15 protein-coding genes and 4 pseudogenes are annotated in these 22,849 nt (G+C 61.1%); 11 read left to right on the forward strand and 8 right to left on the reverse strand.

Annotation, left to right across the window (positions count from 1 at the left end):
- Positions 1 to 365: 365 nt before the first annotated feature.
- Positions 366 to 2,045, reverse strand: a complete 1,680-nt coding sequence (locus tag AWB78_RS33720; protein ID WP_062610964.1) for an ABC-F family ATP-binding cassette domain-containing protein — start codon at positions 2,043 to 2,045, stop codon at positions 366 to 368.
- A 371-nt stretch (positions 2,046 to 2,416) separates the two neighbouring features.
- Here AWB78_RS33720 and AWB78_RS33725 point away from each other — a divergent pair.
- Together AWB78_RS33725 and murJ are read left to right on the forward strand one after the other, a co-directional pair.
- Positions 2,417 to 3,561: pseudogene (locus AWB78_RS33725) on the forward strand (IS110 family RNA-guided transposase).
- Positions 3,562 to 5,138: 1,577 nt separating this feature from the next.
- Positions 5,139 to 6,512, forward strand: coding sequence for a murein biosynthesis integral membrane protein MurJ (gene murJ / locus AWB78_RS33735; protein WP_062610966.1), 1,374 nt, complete (start codon positions 5,139 to 5,141; stop codon positions 6,510 to 6,512).
- A 149-nt stretch (positions 6,513 to 6,661) separates the two neighbouring features.
- On the opposite strand, the gene AWB78_RS46940 is transcribed toward murJ, so the two are convergent.
- Positions 6,662 to 6,835 (reverse strand): hypothetical protein, encoded by a 174-nt coding sequence (locus tag AWB78_RS46940; protein WP_157697700.1) that lies wholly within the window; start codon positions 6,833 to 6,835, stop codon positions 6,662 to 6,664.
- Positions 6,836 to 7,243: 408 nt separating this feature from the next.
- On the opposite strand from AWB78_RS46940, the gene AWB78_RS33740 reads away from it, so the two are divergent.
- From AWB78_RS33740 to AWB78_RS49885, 5 genes and pseudogenes are all read left to right on the forward strand, one after another.
- A complete protein-coding gene (locus AWB78_RS33740; RefSeq protein ID WP_062610980.1) occupies positions 7,244 to 8,089 on the forward strand; it encodes a DUF3667 domain-containing protein in 846 nt (281 codons plus the stop codon).
- Between the two features lie 48 nt (positions 8,090 to 8,137).
- A pseudogene (locus AWB78_RS48670) lies at positions 8,138 to 8,377 on the forward strand (ATP-binding protein); the annotation flags it as partial.
- Between the two features lie 960 nt (positions 8,378 to 9,337).
- Positions 9,338 to 10,423, forward strand: a complete 1,086-nt coding sequence (locus AWB78_RS33745; RefSeq protein WP_198399407.1) for a hydrolase — start codon at positions 9,338 to 9,340, stop codon at positions 10,421 to 10,423.
- A gap of 327 nt (positions 10,424 to 10,750) precedes the next feature.
- The gene (locus AWB78_RS33750; protein ID WP_062610967.1) at positions 10,751 to 10,963 is read left to right on the forward strand and encodes a hypothetical protein; all 213 of its coding nucleotides are present in this window, start codon (positions 10,751 to 10,753) and stop codon (positions 10,961 to 10,963) included.
- Between the two features lie 370 nt (positions 10,964 to 11,333).
- A pseudogene (locus AWB78_RS49885) lies at positions 11,334 to 11,540 on the forward strand (transposase); the annotation flags it as partial.
- A gap of 265 nt (positions 11,541 to 11,805) precedes the next feature.
- On the opposite strand, the gene AWB78_RS33755 reads toward AWB78_RS49885, so the two are convergent.
- Positions 11,806 to 12,606: a gamma-glutamylcyclotransferase family protein gene (locus tag AWB78_RS33755; RefSeq protein WP_062610982.1), complete on the reverse strand. Its 801-nt coding sequence runs from the start codon at positions 12,604 to 12,606 to the stop codon at positions 11,806 to 11,808.
- A 578-nt stretch (positions 12,607 to 13,184) separates the two neighbouring features.
- Here AWB78_RS33755 and AWB78_RS46945 point away from each other — a divergent pair.
- Both AWB78_RS46945 and AWB78_RS46950 read left to right on the forward strand, forming a co-directional pair.
- Positions 13,185 to 13,271: pseudogene (locus AWB78_RS46945) on the forward strand (AraC family transcriptional regulator); the annotation flags it as partial.
- 380 nt (positions 13,272 to 13,651) lie between these two features.
- Entirely contained in the window at positions 13,652 to 13,960 is a 309-nt protein-coding gene (locus tag AWB78_RS46950) for a hypothetical protein (protein ID WP_157697701.1), read from the forward strand.
- 352 nt (positions 13,961 to 14,312) lie between these two features.
- Here AWB78_RS46950 and AWB78_RS33765 read toward each other — a convergent pair whose 3' ends face one another.
- From AWB78_RS33765 to AWB78_RS33775, 3 genes are all read right to left on the reverse strand, one after another.
- Positions 14,313 to 15,806: an ISNCY family transposase gene (locus AWB78_RS33765; RefSeq protein ID WP_062610968.1), complete on the reverse strand. Its 1,494-nt coding sequence runs from the start codon at positions 15,804 to 15,806 to the stop codon at positions 14,313 to 14,315.
- Between the two features lie 357 nt (positions 15,807 to 16,163).
- Positions 16,164 to 17,558, reverse strand: a complete 1,395-nt coding sequence (locus AWB78_RS33770) for an ATP-binding protein (protein WP_062610969.1) — start codon at positions 17,556 to 17,558, stop codon at positions 16,164 to 16,166.
- Positions 17,559 to 18,344: 786 nt separating this feature from the next.
- A complete protein-coding gene (locus AWB78_RS33775) occupies positions 18,345 to 18,908 on the reverse strand; it encodes a TetR/AcrR family transcriptional regulator (protein WP_062610970.1) in 564 nt (187 codons plus the stop codon).
- 60 nt (positions 18,909 to 18,968) lie between these two features.
- Here AWB78_RS33775 and AWB78_RS33780 point away from each other — a divergent pair, with 60 nt between their 5' ends.
- Positions 18,969 to 19,421 (forward strand): monooxygenase family protein, encoded by a 453-nt coding sequence (locus tag AWB78_RS33780; RefSeq protein ID WP_062610971.1) that lies wholly within the window; start codon positions 18,969 to 18,971, stop codon positions 19,419 to 19,421.
- Positions 19,422 to 19,646: 225 nt separating this feature from the next.
- Entirely contained in the window at positions 19,647 to 19,952 is a 306-nt protein-coding gene (locus tag AWB78_RS33785) for a hypothetical protein (RefSeq protein WP_062610972.1), read from the forward strand.
- Between the two features lie 380 nt (positions 19,953 to 20,332).
- Here AWB78_RS33785 and AWB78_RS33790 read toward each other — a convergent pair whose 3' ends face one another.
- Positions 20,333 to 21,532: a M20 aminoacylase family protein gene (locus AWB78_RS33790; protein ID WP_062610973.1), complete on the reverse strand. Its 1,200-nt coding sequence runs from the start codon at positions 21,530 to 21,532 to the stop codon at positions 20,333 to 20,335.
- 11 nt (positions 21,533 to 21,543) lie between these two features.
- Positions 21,544 to 22,776, reverse strand: coding sequence for a diaminopropionate ammonia-lyase (locus AWB78_RS33795; RefSeq protein ID WP_062610974.1), 1,233 nt, complete (start codon positions 22,774 to 22,776; stop codon positions 21,544 to 21,546).
- Positions 22,777 to 22,849: the final 73 nt, after the last annotated feature.

The following is a 22,849-nucleotide window of genomic DNA, read 5'->3' on the forward strand; positions in this document are numbered from 1 at the left end:
CTACGTCGACCGGTCTGAGTGAATCAGGACAGAGTCCGAAGCGAAGGATCTGCTCGAGTTTACATGAGACAACGGCGCTATTCTCATATCCCAACGGACCGTGTTCAAGTAGCAGGCGCCTAAGTTAGGGTCCAGCAAACCCGGTGAACAACGAGGTCAAGAAGACTGCTTTGGTCGATGACACGACGCCGGCTCAGGGCGATCGGGCGGCCCTTTGCGGAGTGGAGGACCTGCTCGATGTCATGGCGACGCATCAAATAAAGGTCTCCTTCTGGCCGATATCTAGCGTTTGACCGCGCTTGGTCCTTGGCGAACCTCTGCGCTTCGCCTAGCACGCAACGCCCGCCACCCGCCCGAGCGGTATCTCAGGCGATGACCTTGTGCTCCCCGGCAGCCTGCTCGCGCATGCGACGGGCTTCGTCGCGCAGGAACTGCTGGTAGTCGTCCAGATCGCCATCGAAGGGCACGACGCCTCCCTTGGTAACAAGCCAGAACTCGTCGCATACCGCGCGCAGTAGGGACCGGTCGTGACTGACGAGCATCACGGTGCCTTCGAATTCGTTGAGTGCCATACCCAGCGCTTCGCGTGTGGCCAGGTCAAGGTGGTTGGTAGGTTCGTCGAGCAGGAGCAGGTTGGGTCGCTGCCACACGATCATGCACAGCACGAGCCGCGCCTTTTCGCCGCCGCTCATCGTGCCGACCGCCTGGTGGACCATGTCACCACTGAAGTTGAAGCTGCCAAGGAAAGTGCGGAGCGATTGATCGGTGCCACTCTGGCCGGGGGCACGCATGTGCGCCGGCGTGTCCCTGGCAAGGCGAATCATGTGTTCCATCGGCGTGTCGAGAGGACGCAGCACGTCGAGTTCCTGCTGTGCGAAGTAGCCGATGTTCAGGCCTTTGCCTTCGCTGATTTCGCCGGCAATCGGCGCCAGCTGGTGCGCCACCGTCTTCACCAGTGTGGACTTGCCTTGGCCGTTTGCACCCAGAATTCCGATGCGATGCCCCGCCAGGACGGATCGACTGATGCCCCTCACGATGACCGTCGGCGGCGTGCCCGGCGGTGCGCCGGTCGGCGCTGGGTAGCCGAAGCTCGCGTCCAGCATCGATAACAGCGGGTTCGGGACGTTGAGCGGCTCCTTGAACTCGAAGTTGAACTCTGCGTCGGCAAGCACCGGTGCGATCTTCTCCATGCGTTCGAGCGCCTTGACCCGGCTCTGCGCCTGTTTCGCCTTCGAGGCCTTGGCCTTGAATCGGTCGATGAATTTCTGCAGGTGGGCGATCTTGTCCGCCTGCCTGGCCATCGCGGCCTGCTGCAACACCAGTTGCTCGGCGCGCATGTCCTCGAACTTGCTGTAGTTGCCGCCGTAACGCACGAGCTTGGCGTTGTCGACGTGAACCGTCACCTGCGTCACCGCGTCGAGGAATTCTCGATCGTGGCTGATCACTACCAGCGTTCCTTGATAGCGCTTGAGCCACGCTTCCAGCCAGACGAGCGCGTCGAGGTCGAGGTGATTGGTCGGCTCGTCGAGCAACAGCAAGTCAGACGGGCTCATGAGCGCGCGCGCCAGCTGCAGTCGCATGCGCCAGCCCCCGGAGAAACTGTTGACCGGGTGGTCGAGCTGCGCATCACTGAATCCAAGGCCCAGGATCAGCGCTTGGGCACGTGCGGGGGCATCATGGGCGCCGGCGTCGTGCAGGGCCATGTAGGCGTGCGCCATGCGCATGCCGTCGTCGCTGGCCTCAGCGGCGGCTACTTCAGCCTGCGCGGCCAGCAGTACGGTGTCACCCTCGACCACGAAGTCGGTCGCACTCTGCTCGGTCTCTGGCATCTCCTGCGCGACTTGGCCCATTTTCCATGCAGCGGGAATCGAGAACTCGCCGCTATCTTCGTGCAACGTGCGGTTGAGAAGGCCGAAGAAGGACGACTTGCCGGCGCCATTGCGGCCGACGAGACCAATCTTTTCGCCGGGGGTGAAGGTGACGGACGCGCGGTCGAGTACGACATTGACGCCGCGGCGCAGCGTGACATTACGGACGGAAATCATAAGGAGCTACTTCGGAGAGGATAGGCATGATAGCCGACCGGACGTACAGGGCTGTCGCTTTTCTGGCTGCATGAGGAACGAGCCGCTTGCGCTTTGCAGGCACCCGGCCAAAAAGCGAGGCGGGCATTGACGCACGGGCGTTCCGGATGCGGGGCCAGCGAACAGACGGTGAGTGATGGCTCCTGGTCGACTGCCGTCCGCGCGTCGGGCCAAAGCCGACCCACTACGGTTAGACAAGTTTCTCCAAACCGGTCAATCAGCCACATCCAGATTTTCCAAACTGGAGTGCCACTAAGATGCTATCTGGGACTACCGGAGAAAGGTCCGTTTAGCTAAAACGGAATTTCCAACTCTGTGCGAAGGAGACGGAAATGTCCACGACCCAATTCGTCCCACAAGACGAGAATATGGCAATCGACGTCGAGCTATACATAAGCTTCGAACTCGGCGACAGGTCCTGGATATCGACGGCGAGCGATAGTCGTCGTGGCCCAAGTCGTTACATCGTGCAAGGCGACGACACGGCAGCGGTGCTCGATTGTGTACGCCGTGCGAAGGAGCGCTGCCGGCTTGCGCCCGGGGCCAAGGTAAATTCCTGCTATGAGGCTGGCCGGGATGGCTGGTGGCTACACCGCTGGTTGACGGGGCAAGGCATCGACAACCTCGTGGTTGATGCCGCCGGCATTGAAGTGAATCGACGCGCGAGACGGGCCAAAACTGACCGGCTCGACGGCGACAAGCTGCTGACGATGCTCAGGCGCCACCACGCCGGCGAGCGCGTCTGGTCGGTGTTACGCGAGCCCACGCCTGATCAGGAGGACGCTCGCCGCACGCATCGTGAACTGGCCCGGCTGATCCAGGAGCGTGTCGCCCACACGAACCGCATCCGCTCACTACTGGTGCTGCACAACGTAGGTCCGCAGGTCATCATCGGCGGGCGCGACTGGGCGCAGTGGTGGGCAAACCACCGCGGGCAGACACCGGCCGCGCTTTGCGGCGAGATCGAGCGCGAGAGTGCGCAGCTGGCGCTGGTCAGGCAGCAGACGAAGATGCTCGAAGCCACCCGGCGCGAAGAGCTGGCCGAGGGCAAGCACCCGCTGGTGGCCCAACTGGCCCAGCTGCGCGCGATCGGCCCCAAGGGCGCCTGGGTGCTGGTGAAGGAAGTGTTCGGTTGGCGACGTTTCGCCAACCGGCGTGAGGTCGCCGGATGTCTGGGACTGACGCCCACGCCCTACGCCAGCGGAAATAGCCAGATCGAACGATCGAACAAGGCACTAGCAAAGCCGGTAACCGACGAGCGCGCACGATACTCGTCGAACTGGCCTGGCGCTGGTTACGCCTGCAGCCCGACAGCCTGCTGACTCAGTGGTTCAACCGGCGCTTTGCGGGCAACGGCAAGCGCATGCGGCGTGTGGGCATCGTCGCGTTGGCACGACGTCTCGCCATCGCCCTATGGCGTTACATCGAGCACGGCGAGATTCCGGCCGGGGCTTCGCTCAAAGCTGCAGCTCCTTGAAGTTCCGGGTCAACATCGTTTGCGTGCCCTGGGAAGGAACACATCATGATCAAAGGTCGACGCGCCCGAAACGGCCGCGGGTCACGACACGGTGACCGCTCGCTAAGCTGGGGTGCGCCGGTAACTGGGGTTTGCCAGTGCGCCTCGCGCGCATGCTGCGTGAGGTGCAGGACCTTCACATCCTGCACGGATAGAAGTTCGTTCCGGCACTGGCTGGAACGCTCGTCATACCCCGACCTGCGATCAGGATCAAGCCACCGTGCAGCACGACCCCTTCACATCGCACGCAATACAAAGGTGGCGGGATGAAATCTGATCCGCTACCTGACGATCGAACACGGCTTGACAAACAAGTCCCCATAGAAGCGGCCATTGGCGACCTCACCCAAGCGGCCAATTTCTGCCGCTCGCTGAGCCATGGAGTGGTCACTCGAACGGCTGCTCCACTCCAAAACCCGCCCGGTGCTCAACGCGTGCTTGTCTTAAGGTTTGTTCGACGCGTGCCCATGTCCGCCCGCCTGAAAGCGCGAGACAGCGTATGCGGGCAGGCGTCGAACAAACCTTAAGGGAGGAAACCGCGGAGTGCTCCGATGCAATCGGAGTTTTCGGGTCTATGGCGATTGATAGACCAGGAGAACCCGCGGTGCTACAGGATGCGCGGCCCGGCGGAGTGCTGAGCGAACGCTAATGCTGTGCCGACGGGGTGCAGTCGTGCAATCGTGGTCGGATCGGAGGCGTGAGGGAGTCCGGGGAGCGACGGGCGGCCGGATGATCGTTGGCGCACAGCAAGCCGTTTAGAGGTTTGCGGTATTAGCGGCGGCACACTGAAATGTATTATTGGGAAGGAACCGGCAGAAGCTCCGGCGGCGAGTCGGAGGCGAGAAAGAACAGCGGAGCCGGCGAACTAGCGTCAATCTATGCGGCCGCAACGGGCGTCCCGTACACCATCTACGAGGGGCGGCTACGCACGAAGCACCTTGCGACCGACCTTGACGAGCTTCACGAGCGTGGGCTAGTTCAGCGCGATACAGTCACCGTGCGGCAAGACGGAAGAACGGCCGTCGTGAAGAAGCACGAGCTAACTGCCGAAGGCCGAGCAGAAGCAAAAGTCATTATCGCGCGCACAACATTGAGACCCGCATGAACCGTGAGGCCCCTCTCCGCGCACGGCGCAATTCGCATCGATCGGGCCCAGGTCGGCGAGTTAACGTGGTCAACTTCGCCATCGAGGACAAGCCATCGTTTGCCGCGACCAGGCCCATCGCAAAAATCAGCTACTGGCTCTGTCCCTTGCTCATCTGGCGGAGCGGGTCGTTCAAAGTTGCCAGTGCGCCCTGCAATGCCGCGAAGATCAAGAAGACTTCACCCGACTACTTTCGTCGAACTCCTGCCACGCCTTCGTCACTGACGACTGGTTGGGGATGGTGCCTTAGCAAACGGTCGCGCAGCCCGCTTTCGCGCACGCCCCTTCCTTCTCAAGCGCTGGATCGGTCAGCCCGCGCGACATTCAAGCGAACAATGAAATTCGTCCTGACGTCGAGACAAGCGGCGAAAGGCTTTCACGCAGGAGGAGCACCGTGCTGAGCGCAGCGGTCCAATCGGTAAGACGACGTTTCGGCGGCGTGCATGGGGATCACAAGCGAATCGCAAGAAGCGCGGTCGTGCTCCTGGCATTCGTGATCCTCGGCAAGTGCATAGGCGCATCAAAAGAAATGGCGATCGCATATCGCTATGGGATCAGCGGAACCGTCGACGCCTATCAGCTCGCGCTCACGCTCGTCACCTGGCTGCCTACGATGCTCACGAACGTGTTGGGCGTGCTGCTTGTTCCCGCGCTCGTCTCGCTCAAGGACAGCAAGTCCGAGCAGAACAGCTTTCTCAGCGAGCTCGAAGGCGTGGGGCTCGTCGTCGGCACCATCTCGTGTCTGCTGCTCTGGCTGTGCTGGCCATATATGGCGGAGGCCGTCGGGGGCAATCTCGCCAAATCGACGCGGGAGATTTGCCGGAACATGATCATCAGCATGATGCCGGTCGGCGTGCTGACCTTGACGATCTGCATCTCATCGGCGCGGCTGCAGGCTTCCGGCAAGCACATCAACACGTTGCTCGAATGCGTGCCGGCCATCGGCCTGCTCGCGTTCGTGCTCGCCGCGCAAGATAACGAGTCGATCTGGCCGCTCGTCGTCGGGACGTCGCTCGGCTTCCTGGTGCAGGCCGCGTGGCTGCGCGTGCTGGCGCGGCGCGCCGATTCGATGTCAGCGATGCCAAGCGTCTCGACGCGCGCGAAGCAGTGGCCAGACACGATCCGCTCGATGGGCACACTGACGATCGGCTGGGTCGTCGCAGGTCTCTGGCTCCCCGTCGACCAGTACTTCATGGCGCAACAGGGCGACGGCGCCATCGCGACGTTCGGCTACGCGAACCGGCTGCTGTCGCTCGTGCTCAGCATGGGCACTCTCGCGATCGCCCGCGCAACCCTGCCGATTCTCGCGGAGATTCTCCATCGCGGCGATCATGCGCGCGCTCGCAGCACGGCGCTCAAATGGTCCGGCGTGATGACGGCCGTCGGCTTGAGCGGCAGCCTCATCGCGTATGTGCTCGCGCCGTTCGCCGTGAAGCTGCTCTTTCAGAACGGCGCCTTCACGGCCGACGACACCGTCGCCGTCACGACGCTCTTCCGCTATGGGCTGCTGCAAGTGCCTTTCTACTTCGGCATGTGCGTGCTCACGCAGCTGTTCGCGAGCGAGAGGCGCTATCGGGCGATCACCGTGATTTCGCTGATTGGTTTCGGAATTAAGATCGTCGGCAATCTCATTCTCATCCGCTACTTCGGCGCGCAGGGCGTGCTGCTCGCGACCGGCGTCGGCGCGTTCGCCGTGCTAGCGTGCTACGTCTATTGGACGCGCTTCGCGCCGGCTTCCCGTGCCCCTGACACGAACGATCTCGAATGAACGACGGCCTGCTGGACGGCGGCCGTTGAGCCGTAGGCAGCATCAGCAGGCGGATGCACTCGGCCTGCCCGCTAAGCCTTATCGACCCGTTCCAACCGATTGGTCGCTTTACCGAGGGCGTATACTAAAAAACGTGAGCGACGAGTCGCTCAATTCTGCTCGAAAACCGCCTGAACTGCCGAAACACTGGACACGGCACGGAAGCGATTGCCGTACTCGCTCACCGTGATGTGCGAGGGAAGCGGCGCATCGCGGACCCGCTCGAAGCTCAGATCACCAACCCGTCCACACTTGAGCAGGTGGCTGTTCAGCTTCCAACTCAACTTACGAGTTCTGCGCGGTAAAACGGGCGTCGTTAGGCCGAACGCGGACTGCACGCAATTGAAATGTCACCCGCGACGCAACATTCGCTTGCGGCGATGCTCATGGTAAGGAAATCAAGAAACGCCGTGAACGTCTTACAATTGCTCAGGTTTTCCGTCCGTCGTCGCCGATGGCGACACGGTTTGAAAAGGCGCAAACTTCTCTGAGAACGCCTTGCCTGCGGCGCGCGATTGGTAAATGAGATCCGCCGAAGCGAGTTCGTGCGCCCTTTCGCTCTCGGCGGCGCCTTTTGAGACTATCCAACGCGGAGTCCTTCGGTCAAATGCGCAGCCTTGCAGACAAATCGGCCGCAGGCTTCGAAATCCACTTTATTAGTCCATTTGCACGAGCAGACCAACGAGGCAATCATGTCTGAAACCGAACCATGGACATGTCCGACGTGTGCGATGCACGTCACCACGCCTTTCTGCCCGATGTGCGGCGAGAGCCCAATTAGGCCGCCCGATCTTACGCTGCGTGGGATTGGAGCAAAGGTCCTGCACGCGGCGACGAGCATCGATGGGCGACTGCTTCGCACCATTAGCGTTTTGCTACGTCACCCGGGCGAGCTGACGGTCGCGCATCTGAACGGAAAGCGCATGCCTTTCGTCCCGCCGTTTCAGCTGTTTCTGATCTCAAACGCGATCTTTTTCGCGATGCAGTCGCTGACCGACACTCAAGTCTTCGGCTCGACTCTTCAGTCGCATCTTCATCATCAGGACTGGAGTCCGCTCGCTCAGTTGTTGGTTGCCGAGCGCATTGCAAAGCTCCACACGGACCTGCCCCAGTACACCTCGACTTTCGACCGCGGCGCCGTGCTCAATGCGAAATCACTCATCATTCTTATGGTGGTTCCATTCTCTCTGTTGTTGTGGATTACCTTCCTGCGCGCGAAAAAGCCATTTGTTACCTTCGTCTATTTTTCGCTCCACCTCTATGCATTTTTGCTTTTACTGTTTTCGATCGCGCTAGCAGTCGCGGCCGTCGAGGTCCGTCTAGGGGGCCTCGGACTCGATTCACCCGTCGTCGACAACATTCTTTCTATTATTAATCTTGCTGTCTGTGGCACTTATCTGTTTTTTGCATTAAAGCCTGTCTTCGGTTCTTACGGTATAGTGCGGCTCATTACTTCTGGAGCTATGGCGCTGGCCGCTGGCTTCATCGTTGTAGCCTATCGATTTGCAATTTTTTTGATCACGCTATACACAGCGTAGCGACCGAACGTCTTATGTAAAGGCGTCTTAAATTGGACCGTTTGCTTCGTCGGCTACCTCTCGTACTCGAACCGGCATCCCGACTTACTATTCGAACTCGTCAGCCGCCGGGTATGAGGCACATTCGACCATCATAACGACCAAGCCGTTTAGAAAATGGTCAGACGTGGTCCCGAACGCGGCCGGCGTAGTGTGGCTGGTCGACTCGCGGAAGCAAGCGAGCGCAACGAAGCCCGGGCCAGACAGCGCAAAACCCGCAAGCCCCCCACGAAGACGGAGACCGCGTGATGAACCGCCCCTTGTTGCCATCGGTCGCCGTCGAGGATTGCCGTTCACCGTTCCGGACGACTGGACGCCTGAGCAGGCATTTGCCGTGTTCAAACTGCTTGAGGATCTGCTTGCCGTCGTAACTGACTTCTATGGCGCTTAGCTTAACGAACTGCTGCGTGAGCAGCGCTCTTCTGAGGTGCGCGCGCGTACTCACGAACGCGACCCGTCGTTCTGACGTGAACGCCGCTGCATCACAATGAGGGGGCTTGCGAAGCCTCCTCGTGCTTTAGCAAATCACTCTGAATTGCGCCGCCCAGAAAGCGCGGTTTTATGGCGTCGTCAACACTTCGCGGGATTGTGATGTGGCGTTCTGTGAATCAGGCTCGCCGCCAGCTGATGCCAGTCAGGCCGGAGCGCAACAGCGACAGCGACAACGCTTATCGTGACCAGGCCGAGCAGTGACATCCTTTCTCGACCAGCCCGAATGTGGCGCGCCACAGCACGAACCACGCAAAAAGCCCGACACGAAAAGCCCGGCACGGGTGCCCAATGCCGGTGACCATCTCCGGTGCCGCCCACGATCGCCCTGCCGGGCTCAAAGCGGTACGCAGCCCGCCCGGTGCGGCCGTTGACAGAGATCCCGTCTTCAGAAAGCGGCCGACGCCTAACAGATTTCGAGCTGTTTCTCCAATTTGTTGTTGCTACGCGAAGGCACGGCGCTTGCGGGAAACTTGATCGCGGCGAGACATTTGAGCGCCGCGCTCGATGCCGTCGGCGCGGTTGCGCCGGCGAGTCCTCGTGAAGGTTGATTCGACGAAACCACGAGTGCTTGATGAGGCCAATCCGCCCGCGTGTATCGTTCTTTGACGGTTTGCTGCCGAAATGAGACATGGTCAGGGTGCGCTGTATCCGAGCGACCCACAAGACCTGCTTGACTGAAGCCTCGGCTCGGGGCTTCACTTGAATACCGGTGTTGGCATGAGCACGATCCAAGACAAGAAGGCGTCGCCCAGACCGGCGCTCGATGCAGCAGCGGCAGCTGTGGAGGCCGTTGTGGCTGCGCCCGTCGAGGCTGCCATCGGCATGCTCTACCGTCCCCCGCCTTGGCTGCCCAACAGCCACATCCAGACGATCGTCCCCGCGCTGTTCGGCCGCCGCCCCGCGGTGGCCTACCGGCGCGAGCGCTGGGACACGCCCGACGGCGACTTTATCGATCTCGACTGGCTCGCGCCCGATCCGCTTTGCGGCTACCGCGCGAGGGCGGACGCGCCGCTGTTCGTGCTGTTCCACGGACTCGAAGGCAGTTCGAACTCGCACTACGCGCGCACGTTGATGGCCGCCGCTTGCACGCGCGGCTGGCATGGCGTCGTGCCGCACTTTCGCAGTTGCAGCGGCCCGATGAACCTGATGCCGCGTTTCTATCACCTCGCGGACAGCACCGAAGTCGACTGGGTGCTGCGGCGTTTGCGTGAAAGACACCGGGGGCCGATCGTCGCGGCGGGCGTATCGCTCGGCGGCAATGTTCTGTTGCGCTGGCTCGGCGAGCGCCGCCAGGATGCATCGATCATCGCAGCCGCCGCGGCGATCTCCGCGCCGCTCGACGTCCACGCCGGTGGTCGCGCGCTGTCGCAAGGCTTCAACATGATCTATACGCGCAGCTTCCTGAAGACGCTCAAGCACAAGGCACGGCAAAAACTCACGCAATACCCGGGGCTCTTCGATCTCGACGACGTCTTCGCCAGTCGCACGTTATACGAGTTCGACGACGTCGTCACGGCGCCGCTGCACGGCTTCCGCAACGCCGACGACTACTGGACCCGGTCGACAACGCGTCCGCTCCTGCCAGAAATTACGGTGCCGACGCTCGTTCTCAACGCGCGCAACGACCCTTTCCTACCCAGCGCCGTGCTGCCGACGCGCAGCGAGGTATCCTCAGCCGTGGAACTTGACCAACCGGAGCAAGGCGGACACGTCGGCTTCATGACCGGCCCATTTCCTGGCCGGATCGACTGGCTTTCGCACCGGGTGTTCGTCTACCTCGATCCGTTCACGGAAGATGGCTAACATCGTCAAGAGGGCGCGGGCAAACGCTCGAATCTGCACGCACCGGCTCGCAGCGCTGGCGCATACGCGCAGTATCGACGCGCAGGTGACGTGTTGCTTTCGGGGCACACCGTGGCGGGTGGCCAGCCCTCTTGTTTAAAATAACAATCCGTGGGCTTTGGTCTTTGCAGGGTTTGCCAATCCTCCAGCCCTCTCCTCAGATGTTCGAAAGGCATGCCCTAGCGCTCAAATGTAGTGGCTTATGTACATGCGGAAGTTCCTAGGTTCAATGCGACCGTCGTTCGGCTAATTTTCCACTGTCTAGGCCCAGAGCCGTAAGGGGGAGTCATGGATCAACCCATCGTGCTGCGGATCTATCAAGCCCGAAGCGGCAAGTGGGCAGGGCGGCTGATGATGGGTAATGAGCAACTCGGCGAGGTTGCATGGTATGCCTCGCCCTCGGCAGTCGAGCAGGCAATGAATGAGACTGGCCTGTTCTCAGATCATGTCGTAATTGAGGTCCCCGCTAGATTGCGGGCGCACCTGCGGGATGTTCGGTAGATCAAGCCTTCATGCCCCAGCGCCGCCCCCTCGTTCTGCGAATCTACCGCATCCATAGCGGGCGGTGGGGAGGCGTACTGTCCGCCAATGGGGAAGAGCTTGGAAGGATTACGGGAGGTGGATGCACACAATGAGCAGCATGACCGGCACCTCGATAAGCACGCCCACGACGGTCGTGAGCGCGGCGCCGGAGTTGAACCAGAACAGGCCGATTGGTGAGTGGGCAGGCTTCTATTAGGACTACAGAAGGCCTACGAAGCGTCGACTGCAAACTGCACTTCCAGCATCGATAATGCTTAATTTGCAAGACCAGTTACGGCGCATCGACGCGTTCGAGGACGACATCGATCAACTCGAGAAGCGTACCGGTGCCTGGCAGAAACAGGAAGTGGCATGTCGCGCGATTTCCGACGTGCCCAGCATCCGCCGGCTAACCGCAACGGCCTTGGTAGCAACTATTGGAGACGCGAGGACCTTCAGGTCGGGACGTGAATTCGCTGCCTTCCTCGGACTTGTTCCGCGGCAAAGCGGTACGGGCGGTAAGATTCGGCTGGGCTCCATCTCCAAGCGAGGTGATCCCTGCTGCCTCGCACGCCGCGAACATATCGCGCCCGCTGCTTTCCTTGAGCGCGTTCGTTCTCACGAGGCAACTCGGCGCGGTCGTACGCGACGTCCTCGACAGACCGATTGCACAAGGAGGACTTGCGAAGCCGCTACGGCGCGTCGATCGTCTTGATGTCGTCAATGGTCGCGACATGCCCTCCTTCAGGCAGCGCGTCGCGCTCACCGGTCATAAGCGGCAAGACTCGATGGATCATGAAGAAAGCGCGCCGACTCATGAGTCAACGTCCACACACGTCGCCTTTTCGTCCCGCGATGGCCGCGCTCCTCGCGGCATAGTCCTCAGAGAAGGCCCGCTGCGCGAAGCATGGCGCCGTCGTCGCGAGCAGCGCGTCGACCTTAGCGAACTGCTTGTCGAACACCCACGGACGGCGCGCCAGCGTGCGATCGTTGAGCCAGTAGGCGCTCCAGTCCCGCGTCGTCTCAATGATCTCGCGCGCGAATTCCGGCCCGTACTCGAGACCTCCTTCGATTACGACATCGACGTAGGATTCGACGATCGGAAACGCCGCGTCCGGAACGGGAAGCCCTTCTCCCGGCTGCTTGCCATCTGCCTTGGGCACATAGACCCAGACGGTTCCCTGCGACGGCAGCGCCTGCCATGACACCGCTTCGATCAGTGCGCGCGGCACCTCGACCCGCACGTAGCCCTTCTCGCGCTGGTCGAATGCCGACATGTCATTGCCGACGGGATAGATGACGCCGTTGATTGTCATCGGCGCTTCGCCGTCAAACGGACGACGCAGGCCGAGTGCGGTGAAGCCGGGGCTTGCGCGATCGCTCCAGCTGCGCACGTAGCCGAATGCCGCCGAAACGCGCACCGGAATCGCCGCTACCGGCTTGCCGGCTGTTTCATTGCGCGATGGCGTGTTGATGAGCGAGCCGTAGCCGAAGATAAACTGCGTCGGCTGATCGGGCAGACGCGTTCCCCAGAAGTCGGTCGTGTGCGCGTGCGCCGCCAAGCCCACGAACGCGAGTGTGACTGCGACTGCGAATCCTCGAACGTTTGCCAGCGCCGACATCATCGTGTCTCCGCCCCTTGCGACACTGCCAATGTACACCGCCCCGGATGCCGGCGTCCGATCGATCGCCGTTCAGCATTTCGATGCTCTCGCATCAGCGCCGACAGAACGCCACGGCGGCAGGGAGCGCGCCGCCATGAAGAAAATCGAGCCGTGCTCCGCTTGCCTCAGGCCTCGACCCGACTCGCCGCGCCAATCGACCGATCGAGAAAATCGAGCAGCAGCGGCCCTATCTCATCGAGCTTGTCTTCGAGCGCGAAATATCCAGTGTCGAGAATGTGCAGTTCCGCATCGGGAAGACCGCGCAGATACGGGTGCGCGCCCTCTTCGGGAAAGATCTTGTCGTTCTTGCCCCGGACGATGAGTGTCGGCGGCTGATGCTCGCGAAAGAACGCCTGGAACTGCGGATAGAGCGGCACGTTCGTCCCGTAATCGAGGACCAGGTCCATCTGGATCTCGCGGTTGCCCGGGCGGTCGAGCAGCGCCTTTTTTGATGCGAGATGCGTCGGCGACGCTGTCCGTGTATTGGAGGATAGTTCAGCGCCTGGCGATTCTTTGTGGAGTGATCGGCCCATCCTCGGTCCTTGCATATGAGCGTGCCGGGCCGCGCGCTTCTGATTGAGCCCGGCGCGCTGCATGACGAACATGCGCAGGAAGCCGGCGGCCGAGGATCAGCACCATCACCCAGTCGCAGCGGGCGTCGAACATCAATTCGGAGCCAATACGCGCGAGATTCGGGCTGCGTTGGCTCGACGAGCGTTTCATGGCTATTCACGCCGCGGGTGTGCCGTAGAGCCTTGGCTCCCCGGCAGCCGACGTCCTCTCCCGCTTCGTTGGGCAGATGGAGACATCGGGTTTTGTGTCAATAGGAGAAACAAAGGCATCTTCCGCGCTTCCGTCGCTCGGCGACGCGAACGACTCCTGATTCGTCGATTGAAAGCCACGCTCACCACTCGCACCGCTCCATCGCGGGCTCGAGCGATCGCTTAGCCCACGACAGCCGGGCGCTCAAGAAGCCGAAGGAGTTCAGTCGAGGGATGCGACATTGCTTATCGTCGAAGGCGCGTCGCAAGCGGCGCATTGGTACGCTCATCCGTGCGGAGGTCTTTCACTTGGATTCTTAACGGGCCATCCCTCATCTTCGGTAAAGCATCGCAAGCATCGGCGAGTCGATGCCCATGTTCTTGGCAAGCATTGCATGGAAATCAGGGCGATCCCTGCTCGGCGTCTATCAGAACGCGTCGAGCAGGGATCGCGCAATCGTAACGCGGTGGCACAGATCAATGACCAAAGCTCGCCGTCGAGCAACGACTATCAGGCTTTGACTCGCAAGGGCTTGCGGCACCAGTTCTGATCGATCGAGCCAGCGCGCATCGAGCGAACGCCGCGCGCTCGGTCCGCTAGCCCGATTGCCACGCCTGCAGCCAGCAAGTGCGCACCATGGCGCGAGTCGGGCCGAATTCTAATGTAATGAGAGAGTGGCTCGCCAAGGCCACGCAGATGCCCGCCGGCTGGCTTCGCTGCCCGGCTGGTCCAACAAGATTGGTGCGGCGTCCGCGGGGCTGTGTGCATAGATGAACGCTCGGGTTTGGCAAACACAACATATGTATTCCAAATGTCAAAGCCATTTTCAGATGTCCGCTTCCCGGCCAAGTTCAAATGTCCGCTTTCGCGGGATTCACAATTTGTCTTTCACGGGTTGCAGTTCACGCAGTGTCGAAGGTCGGGTCATGAACGGGCAGGGCATTCGCGTCTGTTCCATTCACGCGTGCTGATCGATGACCTGGTTTGCGCTCAGCCCCCGAAGGCTGCTTTTGCCCGGCCAGGTCGACGATCACCTGCTCGATGTCGGCCTGTGTGAATTCGCGTTGCTTCTTCTTGCGCGCATGGCTTTGCTTGCGCTGCGTTCGGGTCGAGTCCCCGCGGTGCGTTCGGGAAGGGGCTTTACCAATCCGCTCGTTATCGCGTTGCGCCTGAATCACCTGTGAGACCTGAAGCACGTGGCTCAGCCGTTTGTGTTCAACGATGGCGCCCTGATCAACCTCGGTCAGCCGGTCGTACTCGCGGTACTGCAGCGCCTGGCCATCGGCGCGAATCTCGATGCGCCCGTCCGGATACTCCCAGACCTCGACATACCGGCGAATCAGCTTGCGGTTCTCCGGCGTATCGTCGAGCAGGTACATGACCCGGTCGTACTGCACCGTGAGCGCCTTCGTCACGATCCTTGGCTCACGCCACGTAAGCACAGTCTCCAGGTTCTCATCGGCCCGTAGTGGCCGATGCGCGTCGAAGTCACTCTTGGCCGGCTTGGCAAAGCGCGCGTTGTAGGCCGTCATGAAGGCGAGCGCATACGCATTGGCTTCAGCCATCGTATTGATGCCACGCAGCCGCAACTCCTTCACGAGGCGATCCTGCAGCGTCAGGTGCGCACGCTCCACACGGCCCTTGGCCGAACTGCTGTTGGCGCAGATCGTGTCAATGTTCAGCTCGTACATCGCGCGGCCGAACGGCGTCACGCTGCGGCCGGTCCGCTCAGCACTGGTGTTGCGGAATACGCTGGCCTTGTCGCTGTAGAACGCGCCAGGCTTGCCATAGCGCTCGATGTACGCGCGCGTCGCCTCGAAATAGCTGAAGGTCGACTCCGTCTGCGTGAAGTGCAACTGCATCAGCCGGCTCGTCGCGTCGTCCACGTACACCAGCAGCGTGCATTGCGGCGCCCGGTCCTCGAACCAGGCGTGGTCGCTGCCGTCGATCTGGATCAGTTCGCCCAGGCACGAGCGGCGTGCGCGTGGCTGGTAGACCTTCGGCGGGCGCTGCCGCCGCGGCACCCACAGTCCGGCGTCCACCATAAGCTTCCTGAGCGTTTCCTTCGCCAGCCGGATGCCGTGGCATTCCCGGAGCTTCTCGCACGCCAGCGTCGGCCCAAAATCAGCGTAGCGCTCGCGCACGATCGACAGGGCTCGATCGGCCGTCCTCGCATCCAGCCGGTTGTTACTCGGCCTTGAGCGCTTGCGTGACACGAGACCCTCGGGTCCATGTTCGCGCAGCCGCGCTACGAGCCGGCGAATCTGCCGCGTCGTCAGCTCGAGACGCTGCGCTGCGCGCCAGGGTTTGAGCCTGCCGTCCATCACATCTTGAATGATCTTGAGTCTGTCCAGCTCGCCCATCGTCATTGTTATCCGTTCTCTTGCGGCTGCCATCGAAGCTCCTGAAGCTGGATCTCCAGCGGGCGGCAAGCTTACGATGAACGCGAAGCGGACATTTGAACTTGGCTAAAAGCGGACATTACAACTTAGCCGCTACACCAAACGGATAAGCCAATTCGCTTTATGTAAAGCCACTTCACGGGTTGATCGTCAAGTTCGACCGACGGTCTACGATCTACACGCGAATGAATCGCTGGTACAAGAGCGGTGTACTGGATCGCGACGTCACGGAATTGCAGCGCGAGCAGATCGTGCACCTCCAAATCACTGTCCAAGTTTTTTAAAGCTTCCCAGGACGGCAACCCTTTCGTTGCGGCCTGCGTTCGTGCCCAGATCAAGCGAGGTCACTGGTCATGTCTTCAGCGGCAACGTCACCCGAAAAATGGTTTCGCCTGGACGTGAAGCGGCTTCGATGGTTCCCCCATGCCGATTGACCACAATACGATAAGCGACATGCAGACCCATCCCCAGACCCTGCCCTTGCGTCTGACTGACCAGGTTGCACGTAAAGAAAGGCTCGAACAGATGCGGAATTGCGTCCTGCGGAATACCCGGCCCGGAGTCGATAAACTCGACCACGCCACGATCCGCGTCGCGGCGCGTGCGAATGGTGAGTTCCCCTTGCCCGTTCATCGCCTCAACGGCATTCTCGATGATCCGGGTCCACACCTGGTTGAGTTCGCTGCCATACGCCGGAAGTCGCGGCATGCCGGAATCGAAGTCGCGCATTATCACAATGCCCCGCTTGAGTTCGTGCCCCATCACGGTCAGGGTATCTTCGATGCCGGCGTGAATGTCGACCTCCTGCCGCGGCCCCTGGTCCATAAATGTGTAAGACTTCATCGCCTTGACAAGATCAAAGATTCGGGCCGCGCCGCGCTTCGCCTCATGCATCACAGAGCGAAGTTCCAGGACTTGGGCTATCCACGAAACTGCCGCATCGAGTTGATCCGCGTTCAGCCGGGCAGCCAACGGCTCGAGATCATCGGATGTGATCCCATGCGCGACAAGGCACGGAGCCGCCAGCCACGGCTTCGCCGTGCCATGTGATCCAAGCCAGTCACCAAGCCGCGATTCTGCTTCGCTTACTCGGAGCGCATCACCGACGCTCACACCGGTCTGCATTGCGCTGCGTGCGGCCATGGTTCTCAGCGCATCGACGGTCTCGCGAGGGACCGCGTGCAAGCCGAGCGCCAAGGCTGAATCCTCGAGCGTTGCGAGTCCGTCGAGCATGTAGTCGAGGGCCCGCGACACGGCTGACGCGGGATTGTTAAGTTCATGCGCGAGGCCTGCCGAGAGCTTGCCCAGTGCGGCCAGTTTCTCTCGATTGCGTCCAGAGACTTCGAGCGCGGCTAGAAAGTCGGTCATGCCGCGAGCGACCAGGCGCGTGAAGGAACCGGACAACAAAAAAAGATTGCGGAACGCCGTTTCCGGAAGTACGGCGATCAGGCAATCGCTCGTTGCCCTCAGCGTCGCGGGATAGGGGATCGACGCCACCAGTGCTGGCGCGCCGAAGAAATCGGGTGCAACGTAACGTTGAGTTGAAAGCTCGCCTTCTGCTCGCCGCGTCGTCGAGACCTCGCCTTCGAGCAGAAGGAGCAAACTGGTGTTCACCTCGCCTTCCGCGAGCAGCACATCTCCCGCCCTAGCGGTGAATTCGGTCAGGTTATCGCACAGCCATTGCAGACGCTCAGGTGGAAGGTCCGAAAAGATCGGCAGTTTGCCCAGTTTGTCGAGTTCGATCATGGTTCACTTCCCCCTCCCGACAGTAGTACGGGCGAGGACGTGGTGCGGTCGTCCACTTGCTTTCGACAAACGCCACGCCGTAGCCTCCCGCCGGAATGTCATCTGCGCGGCCACAATCGAGAACGGCGAGGAAGAGGTAAGCGTGCCGCTCAGAGTGTGTTAGAACACGTGCTGCAATTCGAGGGAGCGTGCGGGAGAGATCAGACCGGTACCAACAACTCTACTTGAAATCCAGCTACGACATCAGCTGCGCGCGCATAGGTCGGTGACTCCGGTTGTTCAATTCCCCTGTTTGATTACAAACCAGGAAGCGCTAGCCTGGCACCCGGACATCAAGGCCTTGATTTTAAGCCAATTCAGACTTCCCTCTCGTGCTGCGCCTGCGCATACACGGCGTCGAGCACGGCGACGCACAGCCCACGCCGTCGCTGCGCCCCGCTTCACCCAGACGGCCGCCATTGAAGATGTCGCCGGCCTCGGTGAGCACGCGCCAGTTTTCTCGGATCAGGCTGGCGTCGGAGAACCCGTGATGAAAAGACAAGACACGCGCTCCGGACGACGTACGGCGAGCGGCAGACCCGCCCACGCACCCAGCGACTGGCAAACGAACGCCCCACGATCGATGCGCTCTGCGTCCATGATCGCGCACATGTCCTCGGGAAATACTTCGGATGGACGAGTTCGGGCTCGCACTGCGAATGCTTGAATCCCCGCAAGTCGTTCTGCGTCCGGTAGGTGTTGTTGAGACCTCCCGATACTTCGATTAAAAACGTCACGGGAGCCGCGTCACGAAGCGATGGAGACGGACGGCGCTGTCCTCAGTGCTTGCGTCATCAGGACCAGCGCTGCCCTATCACCGGCCGGATCAACTGGAATTCGTCCGTCGAGCGCCAGCGTCGCCAATCCGTGCACCAGCCCCCAGCAGGCAAGCGCCCCCGCCTCGACCTGCTGCGGCGCCAGTTCTGTCACCCGCCGCACCATCAGCGCATAAGCGCCCTGACACTCCTCGTGCGGCAGGCGTAGTCCTGCCCCGTCCGCGAACATCAGTCTAAACAGCGCAGGATGCGCGCGGGCGAAGCCGACATAGGCCAAGCCCTGCGCTGTGAGCGCGTCGCCCGGATCGCCAGCCATGTCAGCACGCGCGGCGTCCGCTTCCAGCATGGCAAAACCCTTGAGCGCGACGGCGCCCATCAGCGCCGCCTTGTCTTCGAAATGACGATAGGGCGCCATCGCCGACACCCCTGCGGCCCGCGCAACTGCACGCAGGCTCACATCGCTTTCGCCCTGTTCGAGCAAGGCCAGCGCGCAGTCGACCAGGCGATCACGAAGGGAAGAAATGGAATCACTCATCGTTGTTTACGCTGTAATCATTCGGGGCTATGCTTACAGCGTAAACTTCGAGGAGTCGCCATGCAAGTCTCCGTCACCCGTAGGTCGGTCGACCTCAGCGCCTATCCGGATCTGGTGGTCGTGATATTAGGCTTTCGCGTCCGCAGACTGCGGGGGATCGCAGCCGTGCTCGGCATCGGCAAAGGCCTGCGACAGATCGAAGCGAACCCGCCCGCCGGCTTGTTGTCCAGCGAGCAGTTTCTCTTCGCCCTCAACCATGTCGGTATCCGCCAGTATTGGCGCGACCTCGAAAGCCTTGAAGCTTTCACGCGAAGCGAGCCACATTCCCGCTGGTGGCGCGACTTTCTCCGCGACAGCGGCGGCGCAGGCTTCTGGCATGAAAGCTATAGCCGGCAGGGAATGGAAGCGGTCTATATCGACATGCCCAGCCCCGTCGGCTTCGACCGCTTCGCGCCGGAGCGCCAGCCGACTGGACCTTTTATGAGCGCGCGAGAGCGGATGGCGGCGAATTAGACCGGTTCCATTTCTGATCGAACCGTTATGCGTTTCTGGTGCCAAAAGGGCACGGGTGCGGGAAAAGATGGGGCGGATGTTTCCTGAGGCCATTCCCTACCCATCTCTCACGCGCGCAATACTTTGCGGACGCTTACGCTCGCGACGTCAGCGGTTCGAATTCAGACGATGGTTCACAGATCGCCGCCTCCCGGTATTCCCCGGACTGCGGCAAGGAGTCAGGTAATGGAAAACGGCAAACCGCCGCCACGGCGTGTGACATACGAGAAAGATATCCAGGTCGGCGGTTCCGGATGGTTCGGCCGATTGCTGGCCATGGCACTGAGCGTAATCGTGCTCGTGACGGCCGCCATGCTGTCGCTAGTGCTGCTCGCAGTCTTGTTCGGGGTGGGCACGATCGTCATCGGATACCTCTGGTGGAAAACGCGCGCGATGCGTCGACACGCGCGCGCGTTTGGCGACGACGGCCGAACCGTCGACGTCGAGGTCGTCCACGAACACTCTCCCGACGATGATTCCGGGAGACGCTGATGATTGGCGACGACCTTCGACTCACTCATCCGCGCAATCTGCGCAAACAGCGCAAACATGACAGATCAGCGTCAAACATGGACCGACTTTTCTCCGCCGCTCGATACTCGGCCGTCTCAATGTCTCTTATTAATGTGAAGCGGTCATCGAGTCATTTCAGCCCTCGACTTCGAACTTGCTTCAGACATCAAGTCAGCGCGCACGTCGACAGCATTGCGGACGTTCACTCGAACGGGCGTGCTGGAACTACACATCCAACCGAGGTACGCTCGCCCGGGGGTACCAAAAAAGATGCCGACCTGGGTCGGCGAACAGTCCCGAGCGGGACCTGAGAGAAGTCGGTCAAGACTCTTCGTGTAATCGCTGTCCGTCGCCACGTGTCACCGGCTGGAGGCAAGCACAGTCCTTACGACTTCGGCGAAATACCGTGCGCCCGTCTCAAGGATATCGTCATTGAAGTCGTAGCTCGCGTTATGCAACGGCACGCCACCCCGGTCGTTCGATTCCCCGTTGCCAATGAAGATGAAGTTGCCCGGCACCGCCTGAAGGAACGCCCCGAAGTCCTCGGAAATCATCATCGGCTGCACGTTAGCATCGACGTTCGCCTCGCCTGCCACTTTGGTCGCGGCAGCGACTGCGGTGGCCACGTACTCCGGGCTGTTGACGGTGGGCGCGAACTCGTATGTGTAACTGAAGTCGCACTCAACGCCGTGCAGCCGGCATGTTCCCTCGCTGATTTCACGCATCCGCGTTTCGAGCAGCTGTTGAACCTCCGGAAGATAGCTTCGCGTGTCACCCCGAATCGTCACGGTTGAGGGAATGACATTGCGCAGTCCATCGGTGATGAATTCCGTGCATGAGACGACGGCCGAGAGACTTGGATCGAGGTTGCGCGAGACGACTGTCTGCAAGCCGAGCACGATCTGCGATGCAATGACGATCGGATCGACGCCCATGTGAGGCCGGGCCGCGTGCGTTCCTCGTCCTCGAATCGTGATGACGAAATTGTCCTCGCTCGCCATGATGCCGCCCGGACGCGTCGCGAACGTACCTGCCTTCATCCCCGGCATGTTGTGCGCGCCGAAGATCGCGTCTACAGGGAAGCGTTCGAAAAGGCCATCTGCCATCATCGCTTTCGCGCCCCGGCCGTGCTCCTCGCCGGGCTGAAAGATGAACCGGACTGTCCCGTTGAAGTCTCGCGACTCCGCTAGCAGGCGGGCCGCGCCGAGGACCATCGCCATGTGGCCGTCGTGACCGCACGCGTGCATCTTCCCTGATGTGCAGGATGCGTAAGCCCGCTCCGGTGCATTCTCGGTGATCGCCAAAGCATCCATGTCAGCTCGCAGGCCGACCACGCCCGGCCCATTGCCTACCTTCAGGTTGGCGACGAGCCCTGTTCCGCCAATATTGCGGTGAACATCCAGGCCTAAGGCGCTGAGGATCTTCGCGACAAAATCGGAAGTCTGCACCTCCTCGAAACCTGTCTCAGGGTTGCGGTGCAAATGATGCCGCCAGCCTGCGAGGCATTGCTGCAGCGGACGGTCCTGGGTTACTTCCAATAGATCGACGGACTGAGTCATGATTGCTCACCTCACACTGCAATGCCCTGTTTCCACTCTTGCTGGCGCACCAGCACGGAGTCTGCGGTCTCGCCAACCAGCTCGCGGTAAGCATCCGGCGCCGTTGCACCCTCGGTGCTGATGACCAGCACGCGCGAGTCTGAGTTCAGGCCAACGGCACGGAAGTGCTCCTGGTCCCGGGCGAGCACCGCAAGCCCCGCGAATCCTGCTGCGCCGGACTCACCGACGACGAGGGGCGCATCGCGATCAGAGCCGGACGACAACGAACGCATGGCCGTGATCGCGTCTTCATCTGTGATCGTCATGAAGTAGTCGACACATGACCGCAGGAACGTCCAGGCAAGCGGCGAGGCTTCACCGCACGCGAGGCCCGCCATAACCGAGTCGACCGAACCCGTGGCCGTCGATGCACGGCCCTGCAAGGCGCTCTGATAGAGGCAATCAGCCTGCTCGGGCTCGACTACAACGAAGGTCGGACGCGCGTCGCCGTAATGTTCCCAGAGATATGTAGCGATGCCCGCTGCCAGCCCGCCCACGCCACCTTGAAGAAATACGTGCGTGAACGGAGCTTTCGATTGCGTGTTTTCGAGCTGCTCGATCACTTCGGCCGAGATCACGCCATAGCCTTGCATCACGTCACGAGGGATCGCTTCATATCCCTCATACGACGTATCCGAGACAACGTGCCATTGATTGGTGCTGGCGAGTTGCGCGGCGTGCGCCACGGATTCGTCGTAGTTTCCGGCGATGCGGATGATCTCCGCACCGTACGATGCAATTGATTTCTCCCGCTCCACGCTGACGTTCGCATGAAGAACGATCACACAGCGGCAGCCGATCGCCTGAGCCGCGGCAGCAAGGGACTTGCCGTGGTTCCCGTCCGTCGCGCTGATGACTGTCAGGTCTGCGAGCAGATCCGCATATTTGCCCTGAATCATCAGCTTGGGATTCAACGTGTTTTGGGCCGCGTAAAGGCGAGTGATGAGACGCATGAGTGCGACGGGAGCGCCAAGCGCCTTGAAGCTGCCGAGCGGCGAGCGAGTTGACTCGTCTTTCAGGCGCAGTTCCGCTACGCCGAACGACGCGGCAGCGTCAGGCAGCTCCCAAAGAGGCGTTGCGGTACGGCTGATCAGATCCCAATGCGAAAGCCAGACGCCGCTCTCCTGCGCTGACTTGACATTCATCGTTTTGCGCAAGTCCTCGGGATACGTGGTGCGAGAGGAATGAGAGTTTCGGGTCAGCATGACGTTCTAGCTCCTAGTGTTTCCGCCGCATATTCGCGACGGTGAGTCCGTTCGTTACGTTCCGCCAAATAAT

Origin of the sequence: Caballeronia calidae (genome assembly GCF_900044055.2) — a bacterium.
GTDB lineage: Bacteria > Pseudomonadota > Gammaproteobacteria > Burkholderiales > Burkholderiaceae > Caballeronia > Caballeronia calidae.